This is a genomic window from Microbacterium sp. bgisy207 (assembly GCF_057706855.1).
This window is the reverse complement of sequence record NZ_JBYIPB010000007.1, coordinates 80,308-101,867: the sequence shown is the minus strand read 5'-3', so window position 1 is coordinate 101,867 and position 21,560 is coordinate 80,308. Positions and strand designations below refer to the sequence as shown.

Here is a 21,560-nt window from a genome sequence, read left to right as displayed (position 1 = left end):
GCGGCCAGCACTCGCGCACCGGACGGCCTCCTGCGCTCGCGCGCGCGCCTCCACGCCGAACTCGAGTTCGCCGCGTGGCTCGTGCACGGGCACGACACCGACGATGCGACGATTCTCGCGGACGCGGAGTCGCTGCTGTCTTCGCTTGCCGACACCGTCGGCAGCGACGACCTGGTCCTGCGCACCACCTCTGGCATGGACGACGCAATGGCCGTCCTGGACAGCGTCGCCGATACATCTTCCGGGCTCACCGATACGGCAACCCGTCCCGCGGACACCTCGATGCACACCGATGCGTACGACCCCGAGGAGTTGGCGATGTGGCTCCCCGCGGAGGACGAGCATCAGCTCGACGACACCTCTCCTGCCGACGGGTCACCGCCGGCAGGAGAGGTGTCGGAAGCTGACGAGCCCTCCGAGCCGGCCGCACCTGTCGACGCCGCTGCAGCGCGTGAAACCGCCGCTTCGGATGTCATCACGGCGCCGATCATCCTTCCCGGAAACGACTCGGCCGCGCTGTTCCCGCCGGATGAAGGAGCCGACGCCGATGAACCGGCGCGCGCAGCCCGCGCCGCGTTCCAGAGATGGGCCAGCTCGGCTTCCGAATAGACCCGATCGGAGCGGATCGTGAGGTCCTCCGCGACGTAGTACAGCACGACGTCGATCTGGTCGAGGGGAACGCCCGTGCGCTTGTGGTAAGCGAGGCGATAAAGGGCGAGTTGCAGCATCCGGTTGTTCCGGTCGGATGCTGACCGCGGGGACGCGCCCGTCTTCCAGTCGACGATTTCGATCCTGCCCCCGCGATCCTCGCGACGGTACACCGCGTCGAGCTTGCAGATGATCTGTTCCACGCCGTCGGCCCCGCGCAGCGAGATGTCGATCTCGGTCTCGACCTCGAGGGGCGCAAGCTCGGCCCACTCCGAACGCAGGAACGTCTCTTGCAACCGCCGCAGTGTCGGGTCCTCGCCGCCACCCGCGGGGTGATCGCGAGCCTCATGGGCGGTCACGTCCTCGTCGTCGTCGAGATCGGACTCCCACAGCACATCATCGAGGGACGGTCCCCGGCCGGTGCGCCCGGAACGGGACTCGACCCACGCGTGAAAGCGGGTCCCGAGCGTTGTCGCGCGGTACGGGCGCTCCGGCATAGGGCGAGCGAACTCCTGCATCGCGGTGTCTGTGTCGACGATGAAGTCCTTGAAACGCGAGGCGGCGACCCGTCGCGGCCCCTCACCGTCGACCAGACCCGCCGCGGCGCGCTCGTCGCGCTCAGCCAGCAGCCGCAGGATCTCGGGATCGACCCTGTCGTCATCGGCCGCAACCGGCGATGCTGTCGATCGCTCCAGCACGCGGCGCACCTGCGCTGCGGCGCGGCGCACCCGAGCCGAGCGCGACCCGAGCGGGTCGATGGGCCAGGTCACCGCCGCTCCCCGCCGTCCCTCGTACGGGTTGGCGCTGTCATCGAACGATTCCACGTCGGGCCATCCCAGAGCCCCACCGATCTCGTTCAGGAACACGCTCGGCGCGCGCTGCTCGCGTTGCCCTCCCCACCGGGATCCGGTGAGCAGCAGATCGTGACGCGCCCGAGTGACCGCGACATAGGCGAGCCGGCGCTCTTCGGCGGCGAGGTGCTCCTTGACGGATGCCTTGAACTGGGTGATCGCGTTCCGCAAGGCTTTGCGGTCGGTGGCAGACTCCCACTCCAGCACCGGAAGCGCGGCACGGTCACCGCGGAAGCGGTAGGGAAGCGTGCCGTACCCCATCCACCCTTGCGTCGAACGCGGCCGGGCAGGCAACTCGTCCTGGACCATACGGACGACCGCGACCGCGTCCCACTCCAGACCCTTCGCGCCGTGGATCGTCAGCAGCTGCACAACCCCGGGTTCCGGCGGCTCCGTGCGCGGCATGAGCTCGTCGGTCTCCTCCGCATGATCGAGCCACGCGAGCAGGCTCGACAGAGATCCACGCTCATCAATGGCCAGAAAGCTCTGGATCTCGTCGAGGAACGATCGCAACTGGGCTGTCGCGAGCCCGGCAGGACCACGGGTCTCGTGCGCAGACAACTCGATGTCGAGCAGGAGTTCGCGCTCGATCGCACGAATCACCTCCGGTATCGGACCACCGAGCACTCCACGCAACCGGTGGAACATGGCGGACGCGGCCCGCAGCCGCTCGGCTCCCTCGGCGCTCAGCTCGGCGAGCAGGGGATTGTCCGGACGCAGCGAACGGAGCCTGTCGAGGGCGTCGATGATCGACGGCTGCTCATCGGGACCGACCGAATCGCGCATCCGATCGAGCACGTCGGGGGCCAGCGGGGTGAGATCAGCGCCGCGACGGGCGAGGGCATCAGCGAGACGGCGCAGACCTGCAAGATCGGAAAGACCGACCCCGAAACGCGGTCCCGCGAGGATGCGAATGAGCGCCGAGCCCTGCCTCGGGTCATCGAGCACCCGCAACACGGCGACGACATCGACCACTTCCGGCGTGGAGAGGAGTCCTCCGAGCCCCAGGATGCGATGAGGGATGCCGCGTGCGGCCAGCGCGTCGGCGAAGACGGTCATGTGGCGCTTGGTACGGAACAGGATCGCGCCGGAGTGCGCCGGCGCGGACCCACCCGCGGCGGAGGAACCTGTGGCGGCGGGCACGCTCGGCAGCGCGGCCTCGTGTTCAGCCCGGACGCGGGCGAAAAACTCCGCCACCTCCGCGGCCTCGTCATCGATCGTGGGAGCATACACGCGACCGACCCGGCCCGCGGGCGCGCCGGGACGTGGCTGGAGAGGCGGAACGCGGATGCCCGGGGTACCGCGGTCGGCGATCAGGGCGTTCGCAGCGTCGAGGATCGTCCTGTCGTTTCGCCAGCTCGTCATCAGAGCGACGTTCACGCACGCGGTCTGCCGGGCGAACGCGGCGGGGAAGGACGCGAGGTTGTCGGCGCTGGCGCCACGCCACCCGTAGATCGACTGATGCGGGTCGCCCACGGCCATCACCGCGCCGTCGGCGAACAACTCTGCGAGCAACTGCGTCTGTTGTACCGACGTGTCCTGGTATTCATCGAGCAGCACGACGCGGTACTGCCCGCGCACCTCATGAGCGACCGACGGAGCGCTTCTCACGATCTCGAGCGCTCCCGCCACCTGATCGGCGAAGTCGACCGCGCCCTGAGCGATCTTGGCCCGCGAATAGTCACGCACGAGCCCCGCGAGCACCGGGATCGCACTCATCGCCGTGTGGAACTTCTCGATATCGCTCGGCGTGGCGAGGGCGGGGTTGCAGGCAGGGTGGATGGCGCGAGCGACGCGATCGCCGTACGAGGCCAGCTCGTCGAGGTCGACGCCGTGGTCGAGCACGTCGCCGGCCAGCCGCTGAACGCTGTCGACGACCGTCCCGAATCGATCCTCACGTTCGGACAGCCGGGGGTCTCGCGAGGCGATGACGACGCGCCGGGCCAGCAGCCACGACGCGGACGGGCTGAGGAGCGCCGCATCCGGATCTCGCCCGATCCTGGCACTGTGTTCTCTCACGAGGGAATCGGCGAACGCGTTGTAGGTCGACACCCGCGGGCGCAGGAGGGCGTGGTCGGCCTCCGTCCCCTCGTGCCCGTCGATCCGCCCGTCGCGCACGAGGGCGTCGATCCGGGCGAGGCGCCGCTCGATCCGTTCGGACAGTTCGCCGGCCGCCTTGCGTGTGAACGTGAGCCCCAGGATCTCGTCGCGGCGAACGATGCCGTTGACGACGAGCCACACGACGCGCGCCGCCATGGTCTCCGTCTTGCCGCTTCCCGCACCGGCCACGACGAGGACGGGGCTCAGAGGCGCCTCGATCACCTGCTGCTGGGCGGGAGTGGGCGCAGGCAGCTCGAGGAGTTCGGCGATCCGAAGGGCCGACAGCGGCGTGCTCGCGCTGTCCGGAGCAGACGCAGGGGCGCTCACGGCGAACTCACCGGCTTGACGGTGTGGAGGCGGCACACCGCGAAATGGTCGTGATTGCAGTGCACGTCCGGGTAGGCGGAGAACGTGGTGGCGGCCATCGCGCCGGCGTCGGCGATGATGCGCTGCAGGAACCCGTCGCGGGCGGCGGCGTCCAACGGCGACTGCTGCGCCATCCGATAGTCGGTGTTCTTGAGCGTCTTCGAGAGCACCAACAGCCGAGCCCCGAGGAGATCTCCCGCCTCCGCGCCGGCGACCGCACCGGCTGCTACCGCGAGCTGATAGGACGCCAACTGCGCATCGTCGGTGACCTTGTCGTCCGACAGCCGCGCTTCGGACCGACCGGTCTTCAGGTCGACGACCGCGAATCGGGTGCGCCCGTCCGGATCCTCCGCGGCTGGATCCCACCGCTCCACGCGGTCGATCGACCCGCTGATGACAGCGACGGCGCCGTCCGGGGTGGCCGCCGGCGAGGGAGCCGCGACCACCCGAGGACCGTCGCCGGTGGGCATGATCGCGATGCGGAATCGGGCCTCCGCGCCCGCCACGCGCCCGCCCTGCGAGGCGAACTCCCGAAGATAGCTCGCGAGCCGACCCGTCAGCGTCTTCGCCCACTGACGTTCCTGCCGCGAGAGCCACTCCGCTTCGAAGTCGAGTTCAGCCCACCGTTGCTCGACGATCGCGTCCAGAAGCTCGAATGTCCCGTCGGGAGCCGCCTCCATCGCGGCGTGCAGGATCGTGCCCAGTCCCGCCGAAAATGTTCGGGAATCGCCGCCGAGTTCCCGGATCGCCCAGTCCAGACCGCAGTCCTCGAAGGCCTCGACCCGTGAGGGGGAGATCGATACCGGCGCACGCGTCAGATCATGGATTCCGCCGCTGCCCGTACGCTCGGCAACTCCGTACCAAGACTCCGGGTCCGCGCCGGGCACACCTGCGCGAGCCAGGGCCGCGAGCTGCGTCGCGGCATGGTCGGCAACGTCCGGATCGGACGTCTCCGTGAGCCGGCGCCGGTGGAAGGCGACGGCGCCGCGGAGGGTGAGGGGATGCCGGTCCACCCGGCGCGGCGGCGGTTCGGGAAGGTAGGAGAACAGAGGGCTGGGCGACTGGTCCTCGTCATCCACCGCCGTCACGAGGACGCGTGACCGGGCTCGCGTGACGGCTCGCTCGAAGAGACGGAGCTCCTCGTGCAGGACACTGCGACGCCGGTCGAGCACATCGCGCGGCGCAGGTTCGCCGCCGTGACGCCAGGCCTCGACATCATCCGCCAGCCGCCAGCCGCCCAGGAGGCTCCCCCGAAGGCGAGTGTTGGGCCATACGCCATCCTGCACACCGGCGATCACGATCGCGTCGAACTCGCGACCCAGGGATGCAGCGGGCGTCAGCACCTCGACAACGTCCCGGCGCTGCACGGCCGCGAGCGAGTCCTCCGGCACCTCGCTGCCGAGGATGTCGCTCAGGAATCGCTCCGGATCCTCGTCCTCGCGCTCCGCGGCGCGCTTGGCCGCGGCGAACAGAGCGACAAGGGCGTCCAGGGATCGGGTCGCCTCAGCGCCCTCCGCTCCGCCCAGCCGAGCCCGCTCCCGCCAGGGTCCGGCCAGGCCGGACCGATCCCACGCCCGCCACAGCAGGTCGTGCGCGGACTCCCCCCGCCGCGCTGCCTCATGAATCTGGGCGAGCGTCTGCGCCAGTCGCAGCGCCACCCGCGCCTGCGGGGTGTCGATGAGCATCAGCGTCGCCGGTTCCGCCATCGCCTCGGCCAGCAGCGTCGCGGCAGCACGTCGACTCTCCCCCGCGAACTCCTGCGCGCGCAGGGCCGCCCGGAGGCGCCGCAGCCCGATCGCATCGAGGCCACCGAAGGGCGAGGTCAGCGCCGCGGCCAGTTCGTCCGGCGAGCGCTCCGCCGGCGAGGCGATCCCCACACGCACGAGGTGGAGTAGCCCCCGGACAGCGGGCTCCTCCCCGAGGGGTCTGGCGGCGCTCGCGGCGCGAGTCGGAACCTCACGCGCCGCGAGTTCGGCGCTCAACCGGGCGATCTGGCGGGTGTCGTGGGCGATCACGGCCAGAGAGCGCCACGGCAGGCGGTCGGTGATGTGCCAGGAGCGCAGTGCGCGCGCGATCGCATCCAGTTCTTCGTGTGGTGAGGATGCCCAGAGCGTCGCGACCTCACCCGCCGTGTGCGGCGCGTCATCGACCAGCGGGAGCCCCGCATCCGGAGGGAGCCGGTGCCCGACGATTCCGGCCGTGCCGATGGACTCGGCGACGACACGGGCGACGCGCACGAGCGCCGGGCGGGCGCGATGTGGATGCGGCAACACAAACCGTTCGGAGAACAGCGACGACAGCCGCGCGAACGTCTCGGGGCCCGCCCCGCGGAACGCGCCGGAACCCACATCCGGATCACCGAAAGCGACCACGGCGATCCCGCGCATCCGTGCCGCCTCGATGAGGGCGACGCCGCCCCAGCTGAGCTCCTGTGCATCGTCGATCATGAGAACCCGCGGCGCCGCCGCGGTCGGCACGTCGTGAAGACAGTCCGTCGCTTCCCGCAGCAACTCGGCGGGGTCGCGATGCGCGGGGCGCAGCCGCGAAAGCACATACCGGTATTCGCCCCAGAAGGATCCCGCAGCGGACCACACGGGGTTGTCGCGTTCAGCCCCGAGCCGTTCGAGGTCGGCCGGCGCGAGCCCGAGCTCCACCGCGAGCGCGAACAACGCGCGCAGCTCCGACCGGAACCCACGCGAACGGCGCACGGCTGGTCCGAGAGATTCCGGCCACCGTGACCGCCCCTCTTCGTCGTCCGCCTCATCGCCCTCGAGCAGATCGGCGATCACGGCATCCTGGTCGGGAGCGGTCAGAAGCTGGGGCGGCGCCTCGCCTGACGCAACAGCATGGGCCCGCACGATCTGGAACGCGAACGACGCAACCGACCGGGCGAGCGGACCCGGGGTGGCGATATCGAGATCGGCGGCGACGCGATCCCGCACTGCCGTCGCGCTCTGTCGCGTGGGCGTGAGGATGAGCACATCGTCCGGTCGGACGTCCTCCTCGCGCAGCAGCCGCGCGGTTCTCGCCAGGATCGCGGACGTCTTGCCGGTGCCGGCGGCACCGATCACGAGCCCACTGGTTCCTGCCGGCAACTGCACGACGCGTGCCTGGGAGGGATCCAACAGCATCGCCTCCGGAGCCACCGACCTCGCCTGCTCGGAGGGGATGGGGCGCGGATCCATAACGTCGACGCTACCCAGCCCCGGGGACATCGCGGTGTCGTAGAGTTGCCATGCGCCCGCGGCATCGGCCGAACGGACGGCATCAGAAAGGCAGGAACGTGGAGATTCGCATCGGCATCACGAATTCGGGTCGCGAGCTGAACTTCGAGACGAACGAGTCCGCAGCCGACGTGCGCCAATCCGTCGCGGAAGCGCTGGACTCCGGCGCGACGCACGTCACGTTCACGGACGTGCGAGGAAACGCCTACATCGTGCCGACGGCCGGCCTGGCATACGTCGAGGTGGGCACGGAAGAGGCTCGGCGGGTCGGCTTCGTCGCCTGACCCCACAAGCTCTGCCTACGCGGCAAGCCCCAGGTCATCCATGCGGCGCGAGTGCGCTGCCATGAGCTGAGTGAACACCGGCTCGACCTTCTGCTCGTCCTGCGCCTGGAGCTGTTTCGGACGCAGCGCCGCCCGGGCGACAAGCAGCGTGTCGCCCACGAGGCGACGGCCCCACATCGCGAGCAGCGACCGCCATTCGTCGTCGCTGTCGATCGTTTCGGTGAGGATCTCGACGACGGCCTGACGGTCGGCATCCGCGCCGAGGATGCGCGCGACGCGACGGCCGGTCTCGCCGTAGCTCGCCGCGAGTGCGAGATAGAAGTCGTCGAGCATGCCGGCGATGATGTGCACCGAGAGCATCGTCTCCTGCGGCCGCACACCGTGGGTTGCGCGACGGAAGTGGTCGAGCGGCTCGCGGAAGGGAAGCATGAGCGCGGTCGGGTCATCGCCGCGATCACGGATGACGTCCACGAGCGCTTCGTGTTTGGTCAGCGCGGCTCCCGCGGCGCGCGAGAGCGCCTCCTTCTTCTCCAGGGACGGCGTCAGGGCGATGAGCTCGCTCAGCGTCTCGAAGAAGCCCAACTGGAGGTAGGCGGCCTGACCCAGGAACACCTCGATGTCGGGAGCGAGTTCCTCGAAATCGACGCGGTGGGCGTCGCCGAAGTCCCCCCGGGACCGCAACGACAGCGTCGCGGCGAGCGGACGGCTCTTGCGCCAGAACTTCCAGTCGACCACGCACACAGCCTAGGGCCAGCCGGGTACGACCCGCCGAGCAGACCCGCTCCGAGGGGGCGCACAGGGCTCCCCGGTAGACTGATGGCGTCTCCGGCGTAGGACCGGAGCCCCGCGCCTGCGGCTGAGTGAAGGGCGTGGATCCGACATCAGCGGCAGCAGGGGCTGCCAGACAGGCACTTATCGTGACGACTTTCGCCGAGCTCGGCGTGGATCAGGACATCGTCGACGCTCTCGCTGAGCGCGGGATTGTGGACGCTTTCCCCATCCAGGAACAGACGATTCCACTGGGGCTTCCCGGCCAGGACATCATCGGTCAAGCCAAGACCGGAACCGGCAAGACCTTCGGCTTCGGCATCCCCGTCGTGCAGCGGCTCGGCCTGGATCCGGAACCGGGCGTGAAGGCGCTCATCGTGGTACCCACCCGTGAGCTGGCGGTGCAGGTCTATGAAGACATGGACATGCTCACGAGCAACCGCACGACCTCGGTCGTTGCCATCTACGGCGGCAAGGCCTATGAGGGTCAGATCGATCAGCTCAAGGCCGGTGCGCAGATCGTGGTGGGAACACCCGGACGACTCATCGACCTCGCCGGCCAGCGCCTGCTGGATCTCTCACACGCAACCGAGGTCGTGCTGGACGAAGCCGACAAGATGCTCGACCTCGGGTTCCTGCCCGACATCGAGAAGATCTTCCAGCGCGTGCCCGCCGTCCGACACACGCAGCTGTTCTCGGCGACGATGCCCGGCCAGATCGTCACCCTCGCCCGCAGGTTCATGAGCAACCCGATCCACATCCGGGCAACCGACCCGGATGAGGGTCTCACGCAGGCCAACATCCGTCACCTCGTGTACCGCGCGCACTCCCTTGACAAGGACGAGGTCATCGCCCGCATCCTGCAGGCCGAGGGCCGCGGCAAGTCGGTCATCTTCACGCGCACCAAGCGCGCGGCACAGAAGCTGGTCGACGAGCTGCAGGATCGCGGGTTCTCGGCTGTCGCGGTGCACGGCGACATGAGCCAGGAGGCGCGCGAGCGTTCCATGGCCGCGTTCAAGGCCGGCAAGAAGGATGTCCTCATCGCTACAGACGTCGCGGCTCGTGGCATCGACGTCGACGATGTGACCCACGTGATCAACCACACCATTCCGGATGACGAGAAGACGTACCTGCACCGAGCAGGACGTACCGGACGTGCGGGGCGCACGGGCATCGCGGTCACGTTCGTCGACTGGGATGACCTGCACAAGTGGGCCCTCATCAACCGCGCACTGGAGTTCGGTCAGCCGGAGCCGATCGAGACCTACTCGTCGAGCCCGCACCTGTACAGCGATCTCAACATCCCCGAAGGAACGAAGGGCCGTATCGTGACGGCGCCCCGCACCGAGGCCGTCACGACGACCGAGGGTGGATCCTCACCGAGTGGACGCTCGGGGTCGCGTCGGCGCCGCTCGCGCAGCGGCAGCGCGACCGGATCTCACGGGTCCTCGGGCACCCCGTCGCGCGGGGCTGATGGCGCCGGCACACACGATGGCGGTGGCACGGAACACCGCGATGGAACCACGACGCCGCGGCGCCGTCGCCGGCGTCGTGGCCCCCGTCCCGACGCAGCGTGAGATCACGCACTGACGTCGTCGTGACACCCCGTCACGACGCTCTCGAAATCTGACCACCGACAGCGCTAGGGTGATGCCTGCGGCATGTGGCCGCGCAAACCCCGAAAGGCTGTCATGCGATTCTTCGAAGCTGTGACGACGGGATACGAGTACCAGGGGTTCTGGGGCTCGTTCTGGGACCTCATCTGGTGGTTCCTGTGGATCTTCGTCTTCGTCGCCTACCTGTTCGTTCTCTTTGCGATCATCGGTGACCTCTTCCGCGACCACAAGCTCAACGGCTGGTGGAAGGCGGTGTGGATCATCTTCCTGCTGTTCCTCCCGTTCATCACGGCCCTCGTCTACCTCATCGCCCGCGGTCGCGGCATGAGCGAGCGCTCCGCGAAGGAGGCCGAGCAGATCAAGCAGGCCCAGGATGCCTACATCCAGTCCGTCGCCGGCGGCGCAAAGCACAGCCCCGCCGAGGAGATCGCCCGGGCCAAGGCGCTCCTGGACGCCGGCACCATCTCGCAGGCCGAGTACGACCAGCTCAAGGCCAAGGCCCTCAGCTGACCGACCTCGCTCAGAAACGAAGCGCCTCCATCTCCCCTGAGACGGAGGCGCTTCGTTGTGGCTGGCGCGGGACCTGTGAAACCCGCAGAATCGCACCAACTTCGGAGGATTCTGGCGCAGGGGTGCGCAGTTCGCGCGATTCTGCGACGTCGGTGGGGCGCGCGGCGTCTACGGATAGACGGGGGCGCTTCCGGTTGCCGCGGCCAGGATGCGCTCGACCATCTCCGGGGCCGTCGTGTATTCGCCGGGCAGGTTGGGCTTTCCCAGACCGTGATAGTCACTCGAGCCCGTGACGATGAGGTCGCGCTCGGCGACCAGTGACTCCAGCTGCCGGATGCCGGCCGCGGTGTTGTCGCGGTGACCGAGTTCGAACCCGGCGAGGCCGGCATCCAGCATCCGGGTCACGAGCGGCGGCGGGAAGGGGCCCGCCCGTCCCGCGGGATGCGCGAGGACCGGCACGCCACCGGCGGAGACGATCAGACGCACCGCCGTGACCGGGTCGGGAGCGAACAGCGCGACGTAGTACGGGCTTCGTGGGCTCAGGATGCTGCGGAAAGCCTCGTCGCGATCGTGCACGTGTCCGCGCGCGACCAGCGCGTCCGCGATGTGCGGACGCCCGACGGTGGCCCCGTCCGAGGTCTGCGCGAGGATGTCCTCCCACTCCAGGTCGAAGTCCCGCGCGATCCGGTCCGCGATCAGTCGCGCCCGCTCGAGCCGGGAACTGCGCACCCGCTCGGTCATCGAGCGAAGCTGCTCGTCGTCGGGATCACACAGATAGGCCAGCACGTGGACGCTCCGCCAGTCATCGCGCGCCGACATCTCCATCCCGGGCACGAACACCATGCCGAGGGACGTGGCGGCCTCGGCCGCCTCGGCCCAGCCCGCTGTCGTATCGTGATCGGTGAGGGCCGCGATGCGCACTCCGTGGCGGTGAGCTGCACGCATGACGTCGGCGGGAGCATCCGTACCGTCGGACTGGGTGGAGTGCAGGTGCAGGTCGGCGGGTCCCTCGAAGAGCCGCGCGTCGTCCATCATCCGAGCGTAGCGCCGGTCTCCCGGCTCCCTGCGGCGCGGCTCGTACTGTTCTCTCAGACCGCTGTCATAGGCTCGCGCTCGTGCGTCGGGCTCTGGGGATCCTCGTTGCGGTGCTCTGGATCGCCGCTGTCGCGGTGCTCACCGCGCCCGACTTCTTCCGTGTCGAACGCGTCGCGCCGATCGCCCAGATCATCGCCTTCCGCAGTGTCATCGTCCTCGCGCTCGGCATCGCCGCGCTCCTCGCGCTCCTCGCAGCGCTTGCCCGCTCGATCCGGCCGCTTGCCGTCACCATCCTTGTCGTCGCGCTGATCGGCGCCGTCGCGAACGGGGCAGTCGTCCTGGATCGCGGGATCGGCACCGAGAGCCTCCCCGCCAAGACGGATCACGCCATCCGGGTCATGACATGGAACACGGCGGGACCGGCAACCTCGGCCGATGAGATCGCCCGACTCGCGGTCGCGATGGATGCCGACATCGTCGCCCTGCCCGAGACCACGATCGAGACCGGCGAGCAGGTCGCGATCCGGATGCGCGAGCTCGGGCATCCGATGTGGGCGCACCACGCCAAGGATCCCTCGACGCCGTGGGACGCGGGATCGACCACGCTGCTGATCACCCCCGACCTGGGCGACTACGCCGTGATCGAGTCATCCCAGGACGGCACCAGCACGACCTCGACGGTGCCGAGCGCCGTCGCGATGCCGGTCTCGGGCGTCGGCCCGATTGTGGTTGCGGCGCACGCCGTCGCGCCGCGCAACGGGTACATGGACCAGTGGCGCGCGGATCTGCGCTGGCTCGGCGACCAGTGTGCCGCCGACAACGTGATCATGGCGGGCGACTTCAATGCGACGATCGATCACTTCAGCGGCCTCGGTGTCGACGGCGGACAGCTCGGCCGTTGCATCGACGCGGCGGCCGACAGCGGTACGGGCTCGGTCGGGACCTGGAGTACCTCCTGGCCTCCGCTGCTGGGCACTCCGATCGACCACGTCATGACGACCGATGCCTGGACGGTGACAGGATCGCTCGTTCTCTCGTCCGTCGACGGCAGCGGGAGCGATCACCGGCCTCTCGTGGTGCAGCTGGAGCCCGCGACACGCTGAACGCACACGATCGTCGCGTGCGAGACTTGACGGATGAGCGCGACCGGCGACAGTGAGACGACCACGACCGCCCCGGCGAGTGCCGACGGGACGACCAATCGCAGGCAGCCCTTCCCCCAGGGCTTCCTGGATACGATCTCGGCGGGGTGGGCGGAGCGCCCCGAGACGCTCCCCGAACCGCGCCCCCGCGCAGCGTTCGCCGCACGTCGACGCGCGGCTCTCTCGAAGATGTTCCCCGGCGAGCGCCTCGTCTTCCCCGCGGGGGACCTGAAGCAGCGATCCAATGACACCGATTACCGGTTCCGTCCGCACTCCGCGTTCTCACACCTGACGGGGTGGGGGTCGGATGCCGAGCCCGGCGCCGTCCTCGTGATGAACCCGCTTCCGCAGACCGGCCACGACGCCGTCCTGTACTTCCGGGAGCGAGCAGACCGGACCACCGCGGAGTTCTACGCTGACGCATCCATCGGCGAGTTCTGGATCGGACCGCGACCGGCCCTGGCGGCAGTCGCCGCGGATCTGGGCATCCGCACCGAGCACATCGCCGCGTTCCAGCCCACTGACGGTGAGCGGGTCGTCGATGCGGACGCCGACCTGACCCGCGCTGTGTCGGAGTTGCGACTCATCAAGGATGACGACGAGATCGCACAGCTGCGCGAAGCCGTCGCCGTCACTGCCGCCGGATTCGACGACATCGTCGCCGACCTCCCGCGGATCAGCGCGCACCCGCGCGGCGAGCGCATCGTCGAGGGAGTCTTCCACCTTCGAGCACGCACCGACGGCAACGGCGAAGGATACGACACGATCGCCGCGTCCGGCCCCCATGCCTGCTATCTGCACTGGACCCGCAACGACGGCGCGGTGCTTCCCGGCGACCTCATCCTGATCGATGCCGGCGTCGAGCTCGACAGCCTCTACACCGCCGACATCACCCGCACGCTTCCGGTGAGCGGCCGCTTCACCGACGTGCAGCGTCGGGTCTACGAGGCGGTGCTCGAGGCGGCCGACGCGGCGTTCGCGGCGGCGCGCCCCGGCGTCACCTTCCGCTCCGTCCACGAAGCGGCGATGGCGGTCATTGCCGCCCGGACCGCGGAATGGGGACTTCTTCCGGTGACGGCCGAGGAGGCGCTCGCGGCCGATACCGGCGGACAGCACCGCCGCTACATGGTTCACGGCACCAGCCACCACCTGGGCATCGACGTGCACGACTGCGCGCAGGCTCGACGTGAGATGTACTACGACGGCATCCTGCAGCCCGGCATGGTGTTCACGATCGAGCCGGGGCTGTACTTCCAGATCGATGACCTCACGGTGCCCGAAGAGCTTCGCGGGATCGGCGTGCGCATCGAGGATGACGTTCTGATGACACAGGATGGCCCCGTGAACCTGTCCGCAGCGATCCCCCGCACCGCCGATGAGGTGGAGGCGTGGATCGCGCGGCTCGCTCCGACCACGGAATGAGGGAACGCCGCGGGTGACCGGGGTTCAGGCCTCCCGGTCCTCCTTCGCGGCGGGCGTGTCGCCGCCGTCCAGCGCAGACGCGGCCGGGGCGTCCGGCTCCGTGTCCGCGGGTGACTCGGGTTCGGTCACGTCCTCGATCCGCTGGCCGTAGCGCGGCGGCTCCTGCGAAGCGGGACGGCGCTCGACCTGCGGCGCGACGACCTGCGTACGCGGCGCGGCCGGCGCGGCGGCCTGCGGCCCCAGGATCTGGCGTGCCTTGCCCGCGCTGCCCGCTGCCACCGCGATGTCGTAGTGATCGGCGACGAACTGCATGACAGAGGCGAAATCACGGCGGCGACGGACGATGGCAAAGGTCAGCAGGCTCGCGATCATGCCGATCGCGATGCCGACGAACAGCACGCCGACGAAGGCCTGGACCGGCACGTTCGGCATCCCGAGCACGAAGACAGCGGAGAACAGCATTCCCAGGAGAAGCCCGTTGATGGCGCCCGAGCGGGCGGCAGTCGCGTAGCCCAGTCGGCCGGTGACCCGCTCCATCGAGCGCAACCCCTGACCCACGATCGTGATCTCCCGCGCCGGGATGTCCTCGGCGATGAGCTTGGACACCGCCTTCTGCGCCGCCTCATACTGTGAGAACGTCGCGACGGTCTGACCGACGTCCTCGAGGTTGCGGGCGAACTGTCCCCCCATCATGCTCATTCGTCCATCTTCCCATGCCTGCTCCGGGCATCCGGTGAGTCAGCCCTCGCTGCCGCCGGGCGCGACGACGGGTGCGGGCTACGCTGGACGGGTGAACACGCAGCGGGTCTTCGTCGCGCGCCTGTCGGGCTGCGCCGTCTTCGACCCTGCCGGAGACCGCCTGGGGCGAGTCCGGGACGTCGTCGTGGTCTATCGCGCGGATGACCCGCCTCGCGTGGTGGGGCTCGTCGTCGAGATTCCGGGCCGCCGCAACGTGTTCGTCTCGATCGGACGGGTCACCTCGATCGCTCCGGGCCAGGTCATCACGACGGGCTTGATCAACGTTCGGCGTTTCCAGCAGCGCGGCGGCGAAGTACGGGTCCTCGCGGAGCTGCTGGGCCGTCGCGTCTACTTCCGAGACGGATCCGGCGAGGCCGTGATCGAGGATGCCGCGATCGAGCGGAACCGGCTCGGCGCGTGGGATATCGGTCAGCTGTTTCTTCGGCGACCGCGCACGAGCGCGTCCCCGTTCACGAAGGGGCCGACGACCCTCGCCGGCTGGGAGGATGTCACGGAACAGCTCGACTCGACACAGGAGCCGTCGGCCGAGCAGCTGGTCGCGACCCTGAGCGAGCTCAAGCCCGCCGACCTGGCCAACACGTTGCTGGATCTGCCGGACGCGCGCCTGCTGGAAGTCGCCGAGGAGCTTCCCGATGATCGCCTCGCCGACGCGCTCGAGGAGATGCCCGAGGACGATCAGGCGCACATCCTCGAACAGCTCGGCGACGAACGGGCCGCCGACATCCTCGATGCGATGGAGCCGGATGACGCCGCCGACCTGCTCGGTCAGCTGCCGGCTCTCCGCTCCGAGCAGCTCCTGGACCTCATGGAGCCCGAGGAGGCGGAAGATGTCCGCGAGCTCCTCAAGTACGGCCCCGACACGGCCGGTGGCCTCATGACGAGCGAGCCGATCGTGCTGTCGGCGGAGGCGACGGTCGCGGAGGCGCTCGCGCTCATCCGTCGCCACGAACTGCATCCGGCTCTGGCGGCATCCGTCTTCATCACCCTGCCGCCGTACGAGACCCCGACGGGGCGGTTCCTCGGGACGGTGCACTTCCAGCGGATGCTGCGCTACCCGCCGCACGAGAGACTGGGTTCGCTCATCGACGACACGATCGAGCCGCTCCAGGCGACCGCGACGGCGGCCGAGGTCGCGCGCATCCTCGCGTCGTACAACCTCGTATCGGTGCCCGTCGTCGATCAGGTCCACCGCCTGGTCGGGGTCGTGAGCGTCGACGATGTCCTGGACTACCTGCTCCCCGAGGATTGGCGTTCGCATTCGACCGAGCAGCGACCCACCGCCTTTCCGTGGACGGGACCGGTGAAGCTGTGATGGCGCGCGCCCCTCGGGGGCTGGATGCCCCCCGCGGCCGGTCGAGCATGCCGATGCGCGGTCGTCCGCCGCAGCCGTCCCGGGATCGCTTCGGTCGCGCCACCGAGTGGATCGCCCGCAACATGGGCACGCCATGGTTCCTGGTGGCCCTCACGCTGTTCTGTGTCGCGTGGATCGCATGGAACACGGCGGCGCCCGAGAACCTGCGGTTCGACTCGGCGGCCAACGGCTTCACCGCGCTGACGCTGATGCTCTCGCTTCAGGCCTCGTACGCGGCACCGCTGATCCTGCTCGCACAGAACCGTCAGGACGACCGGGACCGCGTGCAGATCGAGCAGGACCGTCAGCGCGCCGAGCGAAACCTCGCCGACACCGAGTACTTGGCTCGCGAGATCGTGGCGCTGCGCATCGCGCTGACGGAGATCTCGTCCGAGGTCGTCACGCGCGACACCTTGCGATCGGAGTTGAAGTCGCTCCTGAAGAAGCTGGACGAGCGCGCGCCATCGTATACCGGCGACAGCACTGCTCCCCCGAGCGAGGCAACGCACACGAAGGACACCCCAGCGTGACCGGCGGAGGCCCACGGTGACATCCGGAGACGACGTCGCGCGCGCGGTAGGCGCCGTGATCGACCCCGAGTTGCGACGCCCCCTCGGCGAGCTCGGGATGGTCCGGAGTGCGAGCATCGACGGCGAGGCGGCACGGGTGGAGATCGCTCTGACCGTCGCCGGGTGTCCCGCTGCCGCACGGATCGAGTCGGATGTGCGCACGGCAGCGCTGTCGGTTGCCGGCGTCGCTTCGGCGGAGATCGTCGTCGGGGTGATGGATGCGCAGGAGCGCAGCCGCCTGACGGAGATGCTGCGCGCCGGCCGTCCGGCGCGGTCGATGCCGTTCGGCCCGGATTCGCTGACCCGGGTGATTGCCGTCACCAGCGGCAAGGGCGGCGTCGGCAAGTCCACGCTCACGGCGCTCCTGGCGACGACGCTGGCGGCCCGCGGGCTTCGCGTCGGGCTCATCGACGCCGATGTCCACGGTTTCTCGATTCCCGGCATCCTGGGACTGGTCGGTCCAGACGGTGCTCCCCCGCAGCCCGTCCGGATCGACGATCTGATGGTCCCCCCCGTCGCCCACGGTGTGAAGGTCATCTCGATCGGCATGTTCCTGCGCCGGGGCCCGGACGATGCGCCCCTCGGTGCGGTCGCGTGGCGCGGACCCATGCTGCACCGGACCGTGCAGCAGTTCCTCACCGATGTTCACTTCGGGGACCTCGACATCCTGCTGCTGGACATGCCTCCGGGAACGGGCGATGTCGCGATCTCGGTCGGGCAGCTCCTGCCGCATGCCGAGGTGATCGTCGTCACCACACCGCAGCGCGCCGCCGCGGATGTCGCGATCCGCTCCGGTCTTGTCGCGCGGCAGACCGGTCAACGAGTGCTCGGGGTCGTCGAGAACATGGCCCCGCTGACCCTGCCCGACGGCACGGTGCTGGACCTGTTCGGATCAGGCGGCGGCGGCCTCGTGGCTGAAGCCCTGCGGACTGATGCCGAGGCCGTGCCGTTGCTGGGCTCGATTCCGCTGAGCCCGGGGCTTCGGGCATCCGGTGATGCCGGGGACGTGCACCTCGCGACGGATGCCACCGATCCTGCCGCGGCAGCCATCGCGCGGGTGGCGGATGCCGTCATCTCGTCCGGCCGCGGCCTGTCCGGGCGTCCGCTTCCGATGAGCGTGCACCGGAGCGACTGACGTCCCCGGCGGCTCAGGTGGCTTCGGCGTCGAACGGCGGGAGCTCACCGGCCGCAAGAGGAGACGACGATCGCGTCGCCGTCGCATTCACCGTTGCTGCGGCACCGGCGGCAGCCGCCGGGGCCATCGCGGCCGACTGCGGTTTGACCGGCGGTGTCGGCGGGTCGTCGAGCAGCGCCTCACGGATGATGCGGCGCGGGTCGTACTGCCGGGGATCGAGCGTACGCCAGTCGACGTCGTCGAAATCCTCGCCCATCTCCTCCTTCACCCGGGATCCCGCCGAGCGCGCGAAGTCGCGGACGCGGCGGGTGAACTGCGCGAGGGCAGCAGCGTAGCGCGGAAGGCGCTGAGGGCCGATGATCATGCCCGCGATCAGACCGATCAGCAACAGCTTCTCGATCGTGATCCCGTTGAACATGGGTCAAGATTACCCCTCGCGCCTCAGCGGAATTCTGCTCACGCGCACGTAGGCTTGCCCCTCAGAGAAGGAGCAGTGCATGAGCGATCACGCGGTCAATCGATTCGTCGAAGAGGTGACGATCGAACCTGACTCGATCGCCCGCGCCCGCGAAGCCGCGCTCGAGCTCGGTGCCGAGCCGATCAGCGCCGCCGTCGGTGTGCAGTGCGCGACGATCGCCGCCGTCGGCCGCGCTCTCAACATCGTCGAGATCGGCACCGGCGGCGGAGTCTCCGGGCTGTGGCTGCTTCGCGGAGCGCCCCAGGCGACCCTGACGACAATCGATGTCGAGCCCGAGCACCTCGCCGCGGCACGTCTCGCTTTCGCCCAGGCCAAGGTCCCGCCCGCACGCGCACGGTTCATCACGGGTCGAGCGGCCGAGGTCCTCCCCCGCATGAACGAGGCGTCGTATGACATCGTGCTGGTCGACGCCGAGCCGGAGGGCGTCATCGAGTACGTCGAGCACGGACTGCGACTGGTCCGCCCGGGAGGGACAGTGCTGATCCCTCGCGTGCTGGCAGGTGGCGCGGTCGCCGACCCGGTCAAACGTGATCAGGTCACGACCGCCTACCGCTCGCTGATCCAGGAGGTGGCGCAATCACCGGCAGTCCTCGGCGCGCTCAATACCGCGCGCGAAGGTCTCCTGCAGCTGACAACTCGCGGCGCTGCCTGACCAGCGCTGCCTGACCAGGCTCAACGACCAGAACGCGGAAGCGGCCGGTGAGGAACCGGCCGCTTCCGCGTTCTGAGACAATGGCCCCCGCTACGCGGCTCCGACGACTCCACCCAGCACGTCGTACAGTTCCTTCGCCTCGGCGTCGTTCACCGAGACGACAAGGCGTCCGCCGCCCTCGAGCGGTACACGCACGATGATGAGGCGTCCTTCCTTCACGGCCTCCATCGGTCCGTCTCCGGTTCGCGGCTTCATGGCTGCCATGGCGGCTCCCTTTCGTCGTGGTCTGCCTATCAAGCTTAGGGGATCTGCCAGAAACGGTTGCCGAGGGCATACATGTTGTAGATCCACCACCATTGCCCCGCCAAGCATGCGAGCAGAACGCCGACGCGCCAGAGGAGCGAGCGCGGCACGGCGAACGCACCCCAGAGCGGTGAGAGCGGAACGAGAAGTCGGAAGATGCTCGACTGCGGAAAGAAGACAGCCAGCAGGTACACGACATAGCTGACCGACCAGAGGCGGATCTCGGGCCCGAGTGCTCGGACAGGCGGCGCCCACAGCAGTGCTGCGGCGACCCCGACGACAAGAACGACGAGCAGGATGATGCCACCGACCGCACCCCAGCCCCAGGTCTGGCCCCAGAACGCAGCGCCACGCACGAATGCGTCGAACGGAATGAAGTGCCCCTCGTCGTCGAGAAGCCAGTTGCGGCGCCATGCCAGCTCTGTCGCCAGATAGGCACCGGGGTCGCCCGTGACGACCGCGGCGATCAGCTGCCACGAGAACCCGACCACGGTTGCCAGCGCACCCAGTGCGACGATGTGCACGACCTCGACAACCCGCAGCGGCTCACGCGCCCTCGAGAAGAACCGGAAGATTCCGAACAGGCCGAGAAACAGCGCGAACGCGAGCACACCAGGGCGGGTGTACCCCATGAGGATCACCAGCGGGTAGACCCATCCGTAGCGTCGGGCGGACACCGCCCAGAGCGCCAAGAACAGCCACAGTAGGAAGAGCGCCTCGGCGTATCCCACCTGGAACAGGGCAGCCAGCGGCCCTGTCGCGAAGAAGGCGGCAGCCCATACCGCCGCGTTCCCGCCGATCCGGCCACGGAGCATGCGGTAGAGCACGTAGGTCGCCCCGTAGCCCGCCGCGAGCGAGATCAGCACGGCGGCGACTCCCCACCAGCCGCCGACGAGCGGAGCCAGCGCCGCAGCGAGGTATGCGTAGATCGGCATGAATGCCCATTGGTTCTCGGCAACAGCACCCGTGTCGGTCAGCGGAAGCTCCGTCGGATACCCGTTGACCGCCAGATACCAGTACCACTGCGCATCCCATCCCACGGCGAGGTCCTGCACGCTCGCTCCTGCGCCGAAGCGGGTGCCCTCGGCCGACAGCGTGGCCGCCAGGACGAGGAAGCCGAGAGTGACGGCGCGGGCGGCGAGGTACACCAGGGCGATCGTTAACGCCGGCGGGAGGGAATGCCGCGTCCGCGGCGGCATCCCCTCGCGTGTCTGTTCGCGTGTCAGCTCAGCCACGCGCGCAGCCCGCGCTCGACGTCCCGGATCTGCGCGACCGCGACCCGCTCTTCGTCGTGGTGCGCAAGCTGCGGATCGCCGGGTCCGTAGTTGACAGCCGGGATGCCCAGCGCCGAGAAGCGTGCAACATCCGTCCAGCCGTACTTGGGGTACGCCTGGCCGCCGACTGCGGCGACGAACTCCTGAGCCAGCGGGTCGTCCAACCCCGGACGCGCACCCTCTGCCATGTCGATCACCTCGACCTCGAAGCCGTCGAAGACCTCCCGAACGTGCGCCTCGGCGTCAGCGCCGCTGCGGGACGGGGCGAAGCGATAGTTGACCTCCACCTCGCACAGGTCCGGGATGACGTTGCCCGCCACACCACCCGCGATGCGTACGGCGTTCAGTCCCTCGCGGTAGACGAGACCGTCGACGGGAACCTCTCGCGCCGTGTAGGCGGCGAGCCGTTCGAGGATCGGAGCGGCCTTGTGGATGGCGTTCTCACCGATCCACGAACGGGCACTGTGCGATCGCACACCATGGGTTCTGATGATTGCCCGCATGTGACCGTTGCACCCCCCTTCGACCTGCCCGTTGGAGGGCTCTCCGAGGATGGCGAAGTCGGCCGCGAGCAGGTCTGCGCGCGTCGCGGCGATGCGGGTGAGGGCGTTCAGGGCCGCCGCCACCTCCTCGTGGTCGTACCAGATCCACGTGATGTCCGCTTTCGGTGCGACAAGGTCCGCGGCAAGTTTCACCTGCACAGCGACGCCGGCCTTCATATCGACGGTGCCGCGTCCCCAGATGAACTCCTCACCGTCGATCTCGATAGTGCGCGTGGGCACGTTCCGGTTGATCGGCACGGTGTCGATGTGGCCGGCGATCGCGACGCGACGCGGCCGGCCTAGTTGCGTGCGCGCAATAACCGTGTCCCCGTCTCGGATGACCTCTAAGTGCGGCAGGGTCCGCACTGCCTGCTCGATCAGATCTGCGAGCCGTCCTTCCTCCCCGGACACACTGGGGATGTCACAGATCGCGCGGGTCAGATCGACAGAGTCCGAGGTCAGGTCCAGCACTCCTCGAGTCTAGCCAGCGGGCGTGCTCCGCCGCCCGGGCGGCGCACGCGTGACGCGTGG

General features: G+C 69.1%; 18 protein-coding genes. 9 read left to right on the top strand and 9 right to left on the bottom strand.

Annotation, left to right across the window (positions count from 1 at the left end):
• Nucleotides 1-344: 344 nt before the first annotated feature.
• Both AC3ENO_RS08400 and AC3ENO_RS08395 read right to left on the bottom strand, forming a co-directional pair.
• Nucleotides 345-3,926, bottom strand: coding sequence for an ATP-dependent helicase (locus AC3ENO_RS08400; RefSeq protein ID WP_434970192.1), 3,582 nt, complete (start codon nt 3,924-3,926; stop codon nt 345-347).
• Entirely contained in the window at nt 3,923-7,150 is a 3,228-nt protein-coding gene (locus tag AC3ENO_RS08395) for an ATP-dependent helicase (RefSeq protein WP_434970191.1), read from the bottom strand. The genes AC3ENO_RS08400 and AC3ENO_RS08395 overlap by 4 nt, the downstream gene beginning before the upstream one ends.
• Before the next feature lie 98 nt (nt 7,151-7,248).
• Here AC3ENO_RS08395 and AC3ENO_RS08390 point away from each other — a divergent pair, with 98 nt between their 5' ends.
• Nucleotides 7,249-7,473, top strand: a complete 225-nt coding sequence (locus AC3ENO_RS08390) for a DUF3107 domain-containing protein (RefSeq protein WP_434970190.1) — start codon at nt 7,249-7,251, stop codon at nt 7,471-7,473.
• A 15-nt stretch (nt 7,474-7,488) separates the two neighbouring features.
• On the opposite strand, the gene AC3ENO_RS08385 is transcribed toward AC3ENO_RS08390, so the two are convergent.
• On the bottom strand, nt 7,489-8,208 hold the full coding sequence (locus AC3ENO_RS08385; protein WP_434970189.1) for a ferritin-like fold-containing protein: 720 nt from the start codon (nt 8,206-8,208) through the stop codon (nt 7,489-7,491).
• A gap of 182 nt (nt 8,209-8,390) precedes the next feature.
• Between AC3ENO_RS08385 and AC3ENO_RS08380 the strand changes: the two genes are divergently transcribed.
• Both AC3ENO_RS08380 and AC3ENO_RS08375 read left to right on the top strand, forming a co-directional pair.
• On the top strand, nt 8,391-9,818 hold the full coding sequence (locus AC3ENO_RS08380) for a DEAD/DEAH box helicase (RefSeq protein ID WP_434970188.1): 1,428 nt from the start codon (nt 8,391-8,393) through the stop codon (nt 9,816-9,818).
• Nucleotides 9,819-9,932: 114 nt separating this feature from the next.
• On the top strand, nt 9,933-10,367 hold the full coding sequence (locus tag AC3ENO_RS08375; RefSeq protein WP_434970187.1) for an SHOCT domain-containing protein: 435 nt from the start codon (nt 9,933-9,935) through the stop codon (nt 10,365-10,367).
• Nucleotides 10,368-10,535: 168 nt separating this feature from the next.
• On the opposite strand, the gene AC3ENO_RS08370 is transcribed toward AC3ENO_RS08375, so the two are convergent.
• Nucleotides 10,536-11,399 (bottom strand): PHP domain-containing protein, encoded by an 864-nt coding sequence (locus tag AC3ENO_RS08370; protein WP_434970186.1) that lies wholly within the window; start codon nt 11,397-11,399, stop codon nt 10,536-10,538.
• An 83-nt stretch (nt 11,400-11,482) separates the two neighbouring features.
• On the opposite strand from AC3ENO_RS08370, the gene AC3ENO_RS08365 reads away from it, so the two are divergent.
• Together AC3ENO_RS08365 and AC3ENO_RS08360 are read left to right on the top strand one after the other, a co-directional pair.
• Complete coding sequence (locus AC3ENO_RS08365; RefSeq protein WP_434970185.1) at nt 11,483-12,505, top strand: endonuclease/exonuclease/phosphatase family protein; 1,023 nt, start codon at nt 11,483-11,485, stop codon at nt 12,503-12,505.
• A gap of 33 nt (nt 12,506-12,538) precedes the next feature.
• The gene (locus tag AC3ENO_RS08360; RefSeq protein ID WP_434970184.1) at nt 12,539-13,966 is read left to right on the top strand and encodes an aminopeptidase P family protein; all 1,428 of its coding nucleotides are present in this window, start codon (nt 12,539-12,541) and stop codon (nt 13,964-13,966) included.
• Nucleotides 13,967-13,990: 24 nt separating this feature from the next.
• On the opposite strand, the gene AC3ENO_RS08355 is transcribed toward AC3ENO_RS08360, so the two are convergent.
• A complete protein-coding gene (locus AC3ENO_RS08355; protein ID WP_434970183.1) occupies nt 13,991-14,665 on the bottom strand; it encodes a YflT domain-containing protein in 675 nt (224 codons plus the stop codon).
• A 91-nt stretch (nt 14,666-14,756) separates the two neighbouring features.
• Between AC3ENO_RS08355 and AC3ENO_RS08350 the strand changes: the two genes are divergently transcribed.
• From AC3ENO_RS08350 to AC3ENO_RS08340, 3 genes are read left to right on the top strand one after another with little or no spacing between them, the layout of a single operon-like run.
• A complete protein-coding gene (locus AC3ENO_RS08350; protein WP_434970182.1) occupies nt 14,757-16,037 on the top strand; it encodes a magnesium transporter MgtE N-terminal domain-containing protein in 1,281 nt (426 codons plus the stop codon).
• Complete coding sequence (locus AC3ENO_RS08345; RefSeq protein WP_434970181.1) at nt 16,037-16,606, top strand: DUF1003 domain-containing protein; 570 nt, start codon at nt 16,037-16,039, stop codon at nt 16,604-16,606. Before AC3ENO_RS08350 ends, AC3ENO_RS08345 begins: the two co-directional genes overlap by 1 nt.
• A gap of 16 nt (nt 16,607-16,622) precedes the next feature.
• Complete coding sequence (locus tag AC3ENO_RS08340; RefSeq protein ID WP_434970180.1) at nt 16,623-17,780, top strand: P-loop NTPase; 1,158 nt, start codon at nt 16,623-16,625, stop codon at nt 17,778-17,780.
• 13 nt (nt 17,781-17,793) lie between these two features.
• On the opposite strand, the gene AC3ENO_RS08335 is transcribed toward AC3ENO_RS08340, so the two are convergent.
• A complete protein-coding gene (locus AC3ENO_RS08335) occupies nt 17,794-18,198 on the bottom strand; it encodes a twin-arginine translocase TatA/TatE family subunit (protein WP_434970179.1) in 405 nt (134 codons plus the stop codon).
• Between the two features lie 79 nt (nt 18,199-18,277).
• Between AC3ENO_RS08335 and AC3ENO_RS08330 the strand changes: the two genes are divergently transcribed.
• Complete coding sequence (locus tag AC3ENO_RS08330; RefSeq protein WP_434970178.1) at nt 18,278-18,910, top strand: O-methyltransferase; 633 nt, start codon at nt 18,278-18,280, stop codon at nt 18,908-18,910.
• 90 nt (nt 18,911-19,000) lie between these two features.
• On the opposite strand, the gene AC3ENO_RS08325 is transcribed toward AC3ENO_RS08330, so the two are convergent.
• Genes AC3ENO_RS08325 through dapE form a run of 3 tightly spaced genes read right to left on the bottom strand, consistent with a single transcriptional unit; the run spans nt 19,001 to nt 21,500 of the window.
• On the bottom strand, nt 19,001-19,174 hold the full coding sequence (locus tag AC3ENO_RS08325) for a DUF3117 domain-containing protein (RefSeq protein WP_076490128.1): 174 nt from the start codon (nt 19,172-19,174) through the stop codon (nt 19,001-19,003).
• Between the two features lie 35 nt (nt 19,175-19,209).
• Nucleotides 19,210-20,412: a hypothetical protein gene (locus AC3ENO_RS08320; protein ID WP_434970310.1), complete on the bottom strand. Its 1,203-nt coding sequence runs from the start codon at nt 20,410-20,412 to the stop codon at nt 19,210-19,212.
• 23 nt (nt 20,413-20,435) lie between these two features.
• On the bottom strand, nt 20,436-21,500 hold the full coding sequence (gene dapE, locus AC3ENO_RS08315) for a succinyl-diaminopimelate desuccinylase (RefSeq protein WP_434970177.1): 1,065 nt from the start codon (nt 21,498-21,500) through the stop codon (nt 20,436-20,438).
• Between the last annotated feature and the right edge of the window lie 60 nt (nt 21,501-21,560).

Coding starts and splice junctions, on each gene's coding strand:
- AC3ENO_RS08395 (WP_434970191.1), bottom strand. CDS start 7,150: ATGGATCCGCGCCCCATCCCCTCCGAGCAGGCGAGGTCGGTGGCTCCG.
- AC3ENO_RS08375 (WP_434970187.1), top strand. CDS start 9,933: ATGCGATTCTTCGAAGCTGTGACGACGGGATACGAGTACCAGGGGTTC.
- AC3ENO_RS08370 (WP_434970186.1), bottom strand. CDS start 11,399: ATGGACGACGCGCGGCTCTTCGAGGGACCCGCCGACCTGCACCTGCAC.
- AC3ENO_RS08360 (WP_434970184.1), top strand. CDS start 12,539: ATGAGCGCGACCGGCGACAGTGAGACGACCACGACCGCCCCGGCGAGT.
- AC3ENO_RS08355 (WP_434970183.1), bottom strand. CDS start 14,665: ATGAGCATGATGGGGGGACAGTTCGCCCGCAACCTCGAGGACGTCGGT.
- AC3ENO_RS08345 (WP_434970181.1), top strand. CDS start 16,037: ATGGCGCGCGCCCCTCGGGGGCTGGATGCCCCCCGCGGCCGGTCGAGC.
- AC3ENO_RS08335 (WP_434970179.1), bottom strand. CDS start 18,198: ATGTTCAACGGGATCACGATCGAGAAGCTGTTGCTGATCGGTCTGATC.
- AC3ENO_RS08330 (WP_434970178.1), top strand. CDS start 18,278: ATGAGCGATCACGCGGTCAATCGATTCGTCGAAGAGGTGACGATCGAA.
- AC3ENO_RS08325 (WP_076490128.1), bottom strand. CDS start 19,174: ATGGCAGCCATGAAGCCGCGAACCGGAGACGGACCGATGGAGGCCGTG.
- AC3ENO_RS08320 (WP_434970310.1), bottom strand. CDS start 20,412: ATGCCGCCGCGGACGCGGCATTCCCTCCCGCCGGCGTTAACGATCGCC.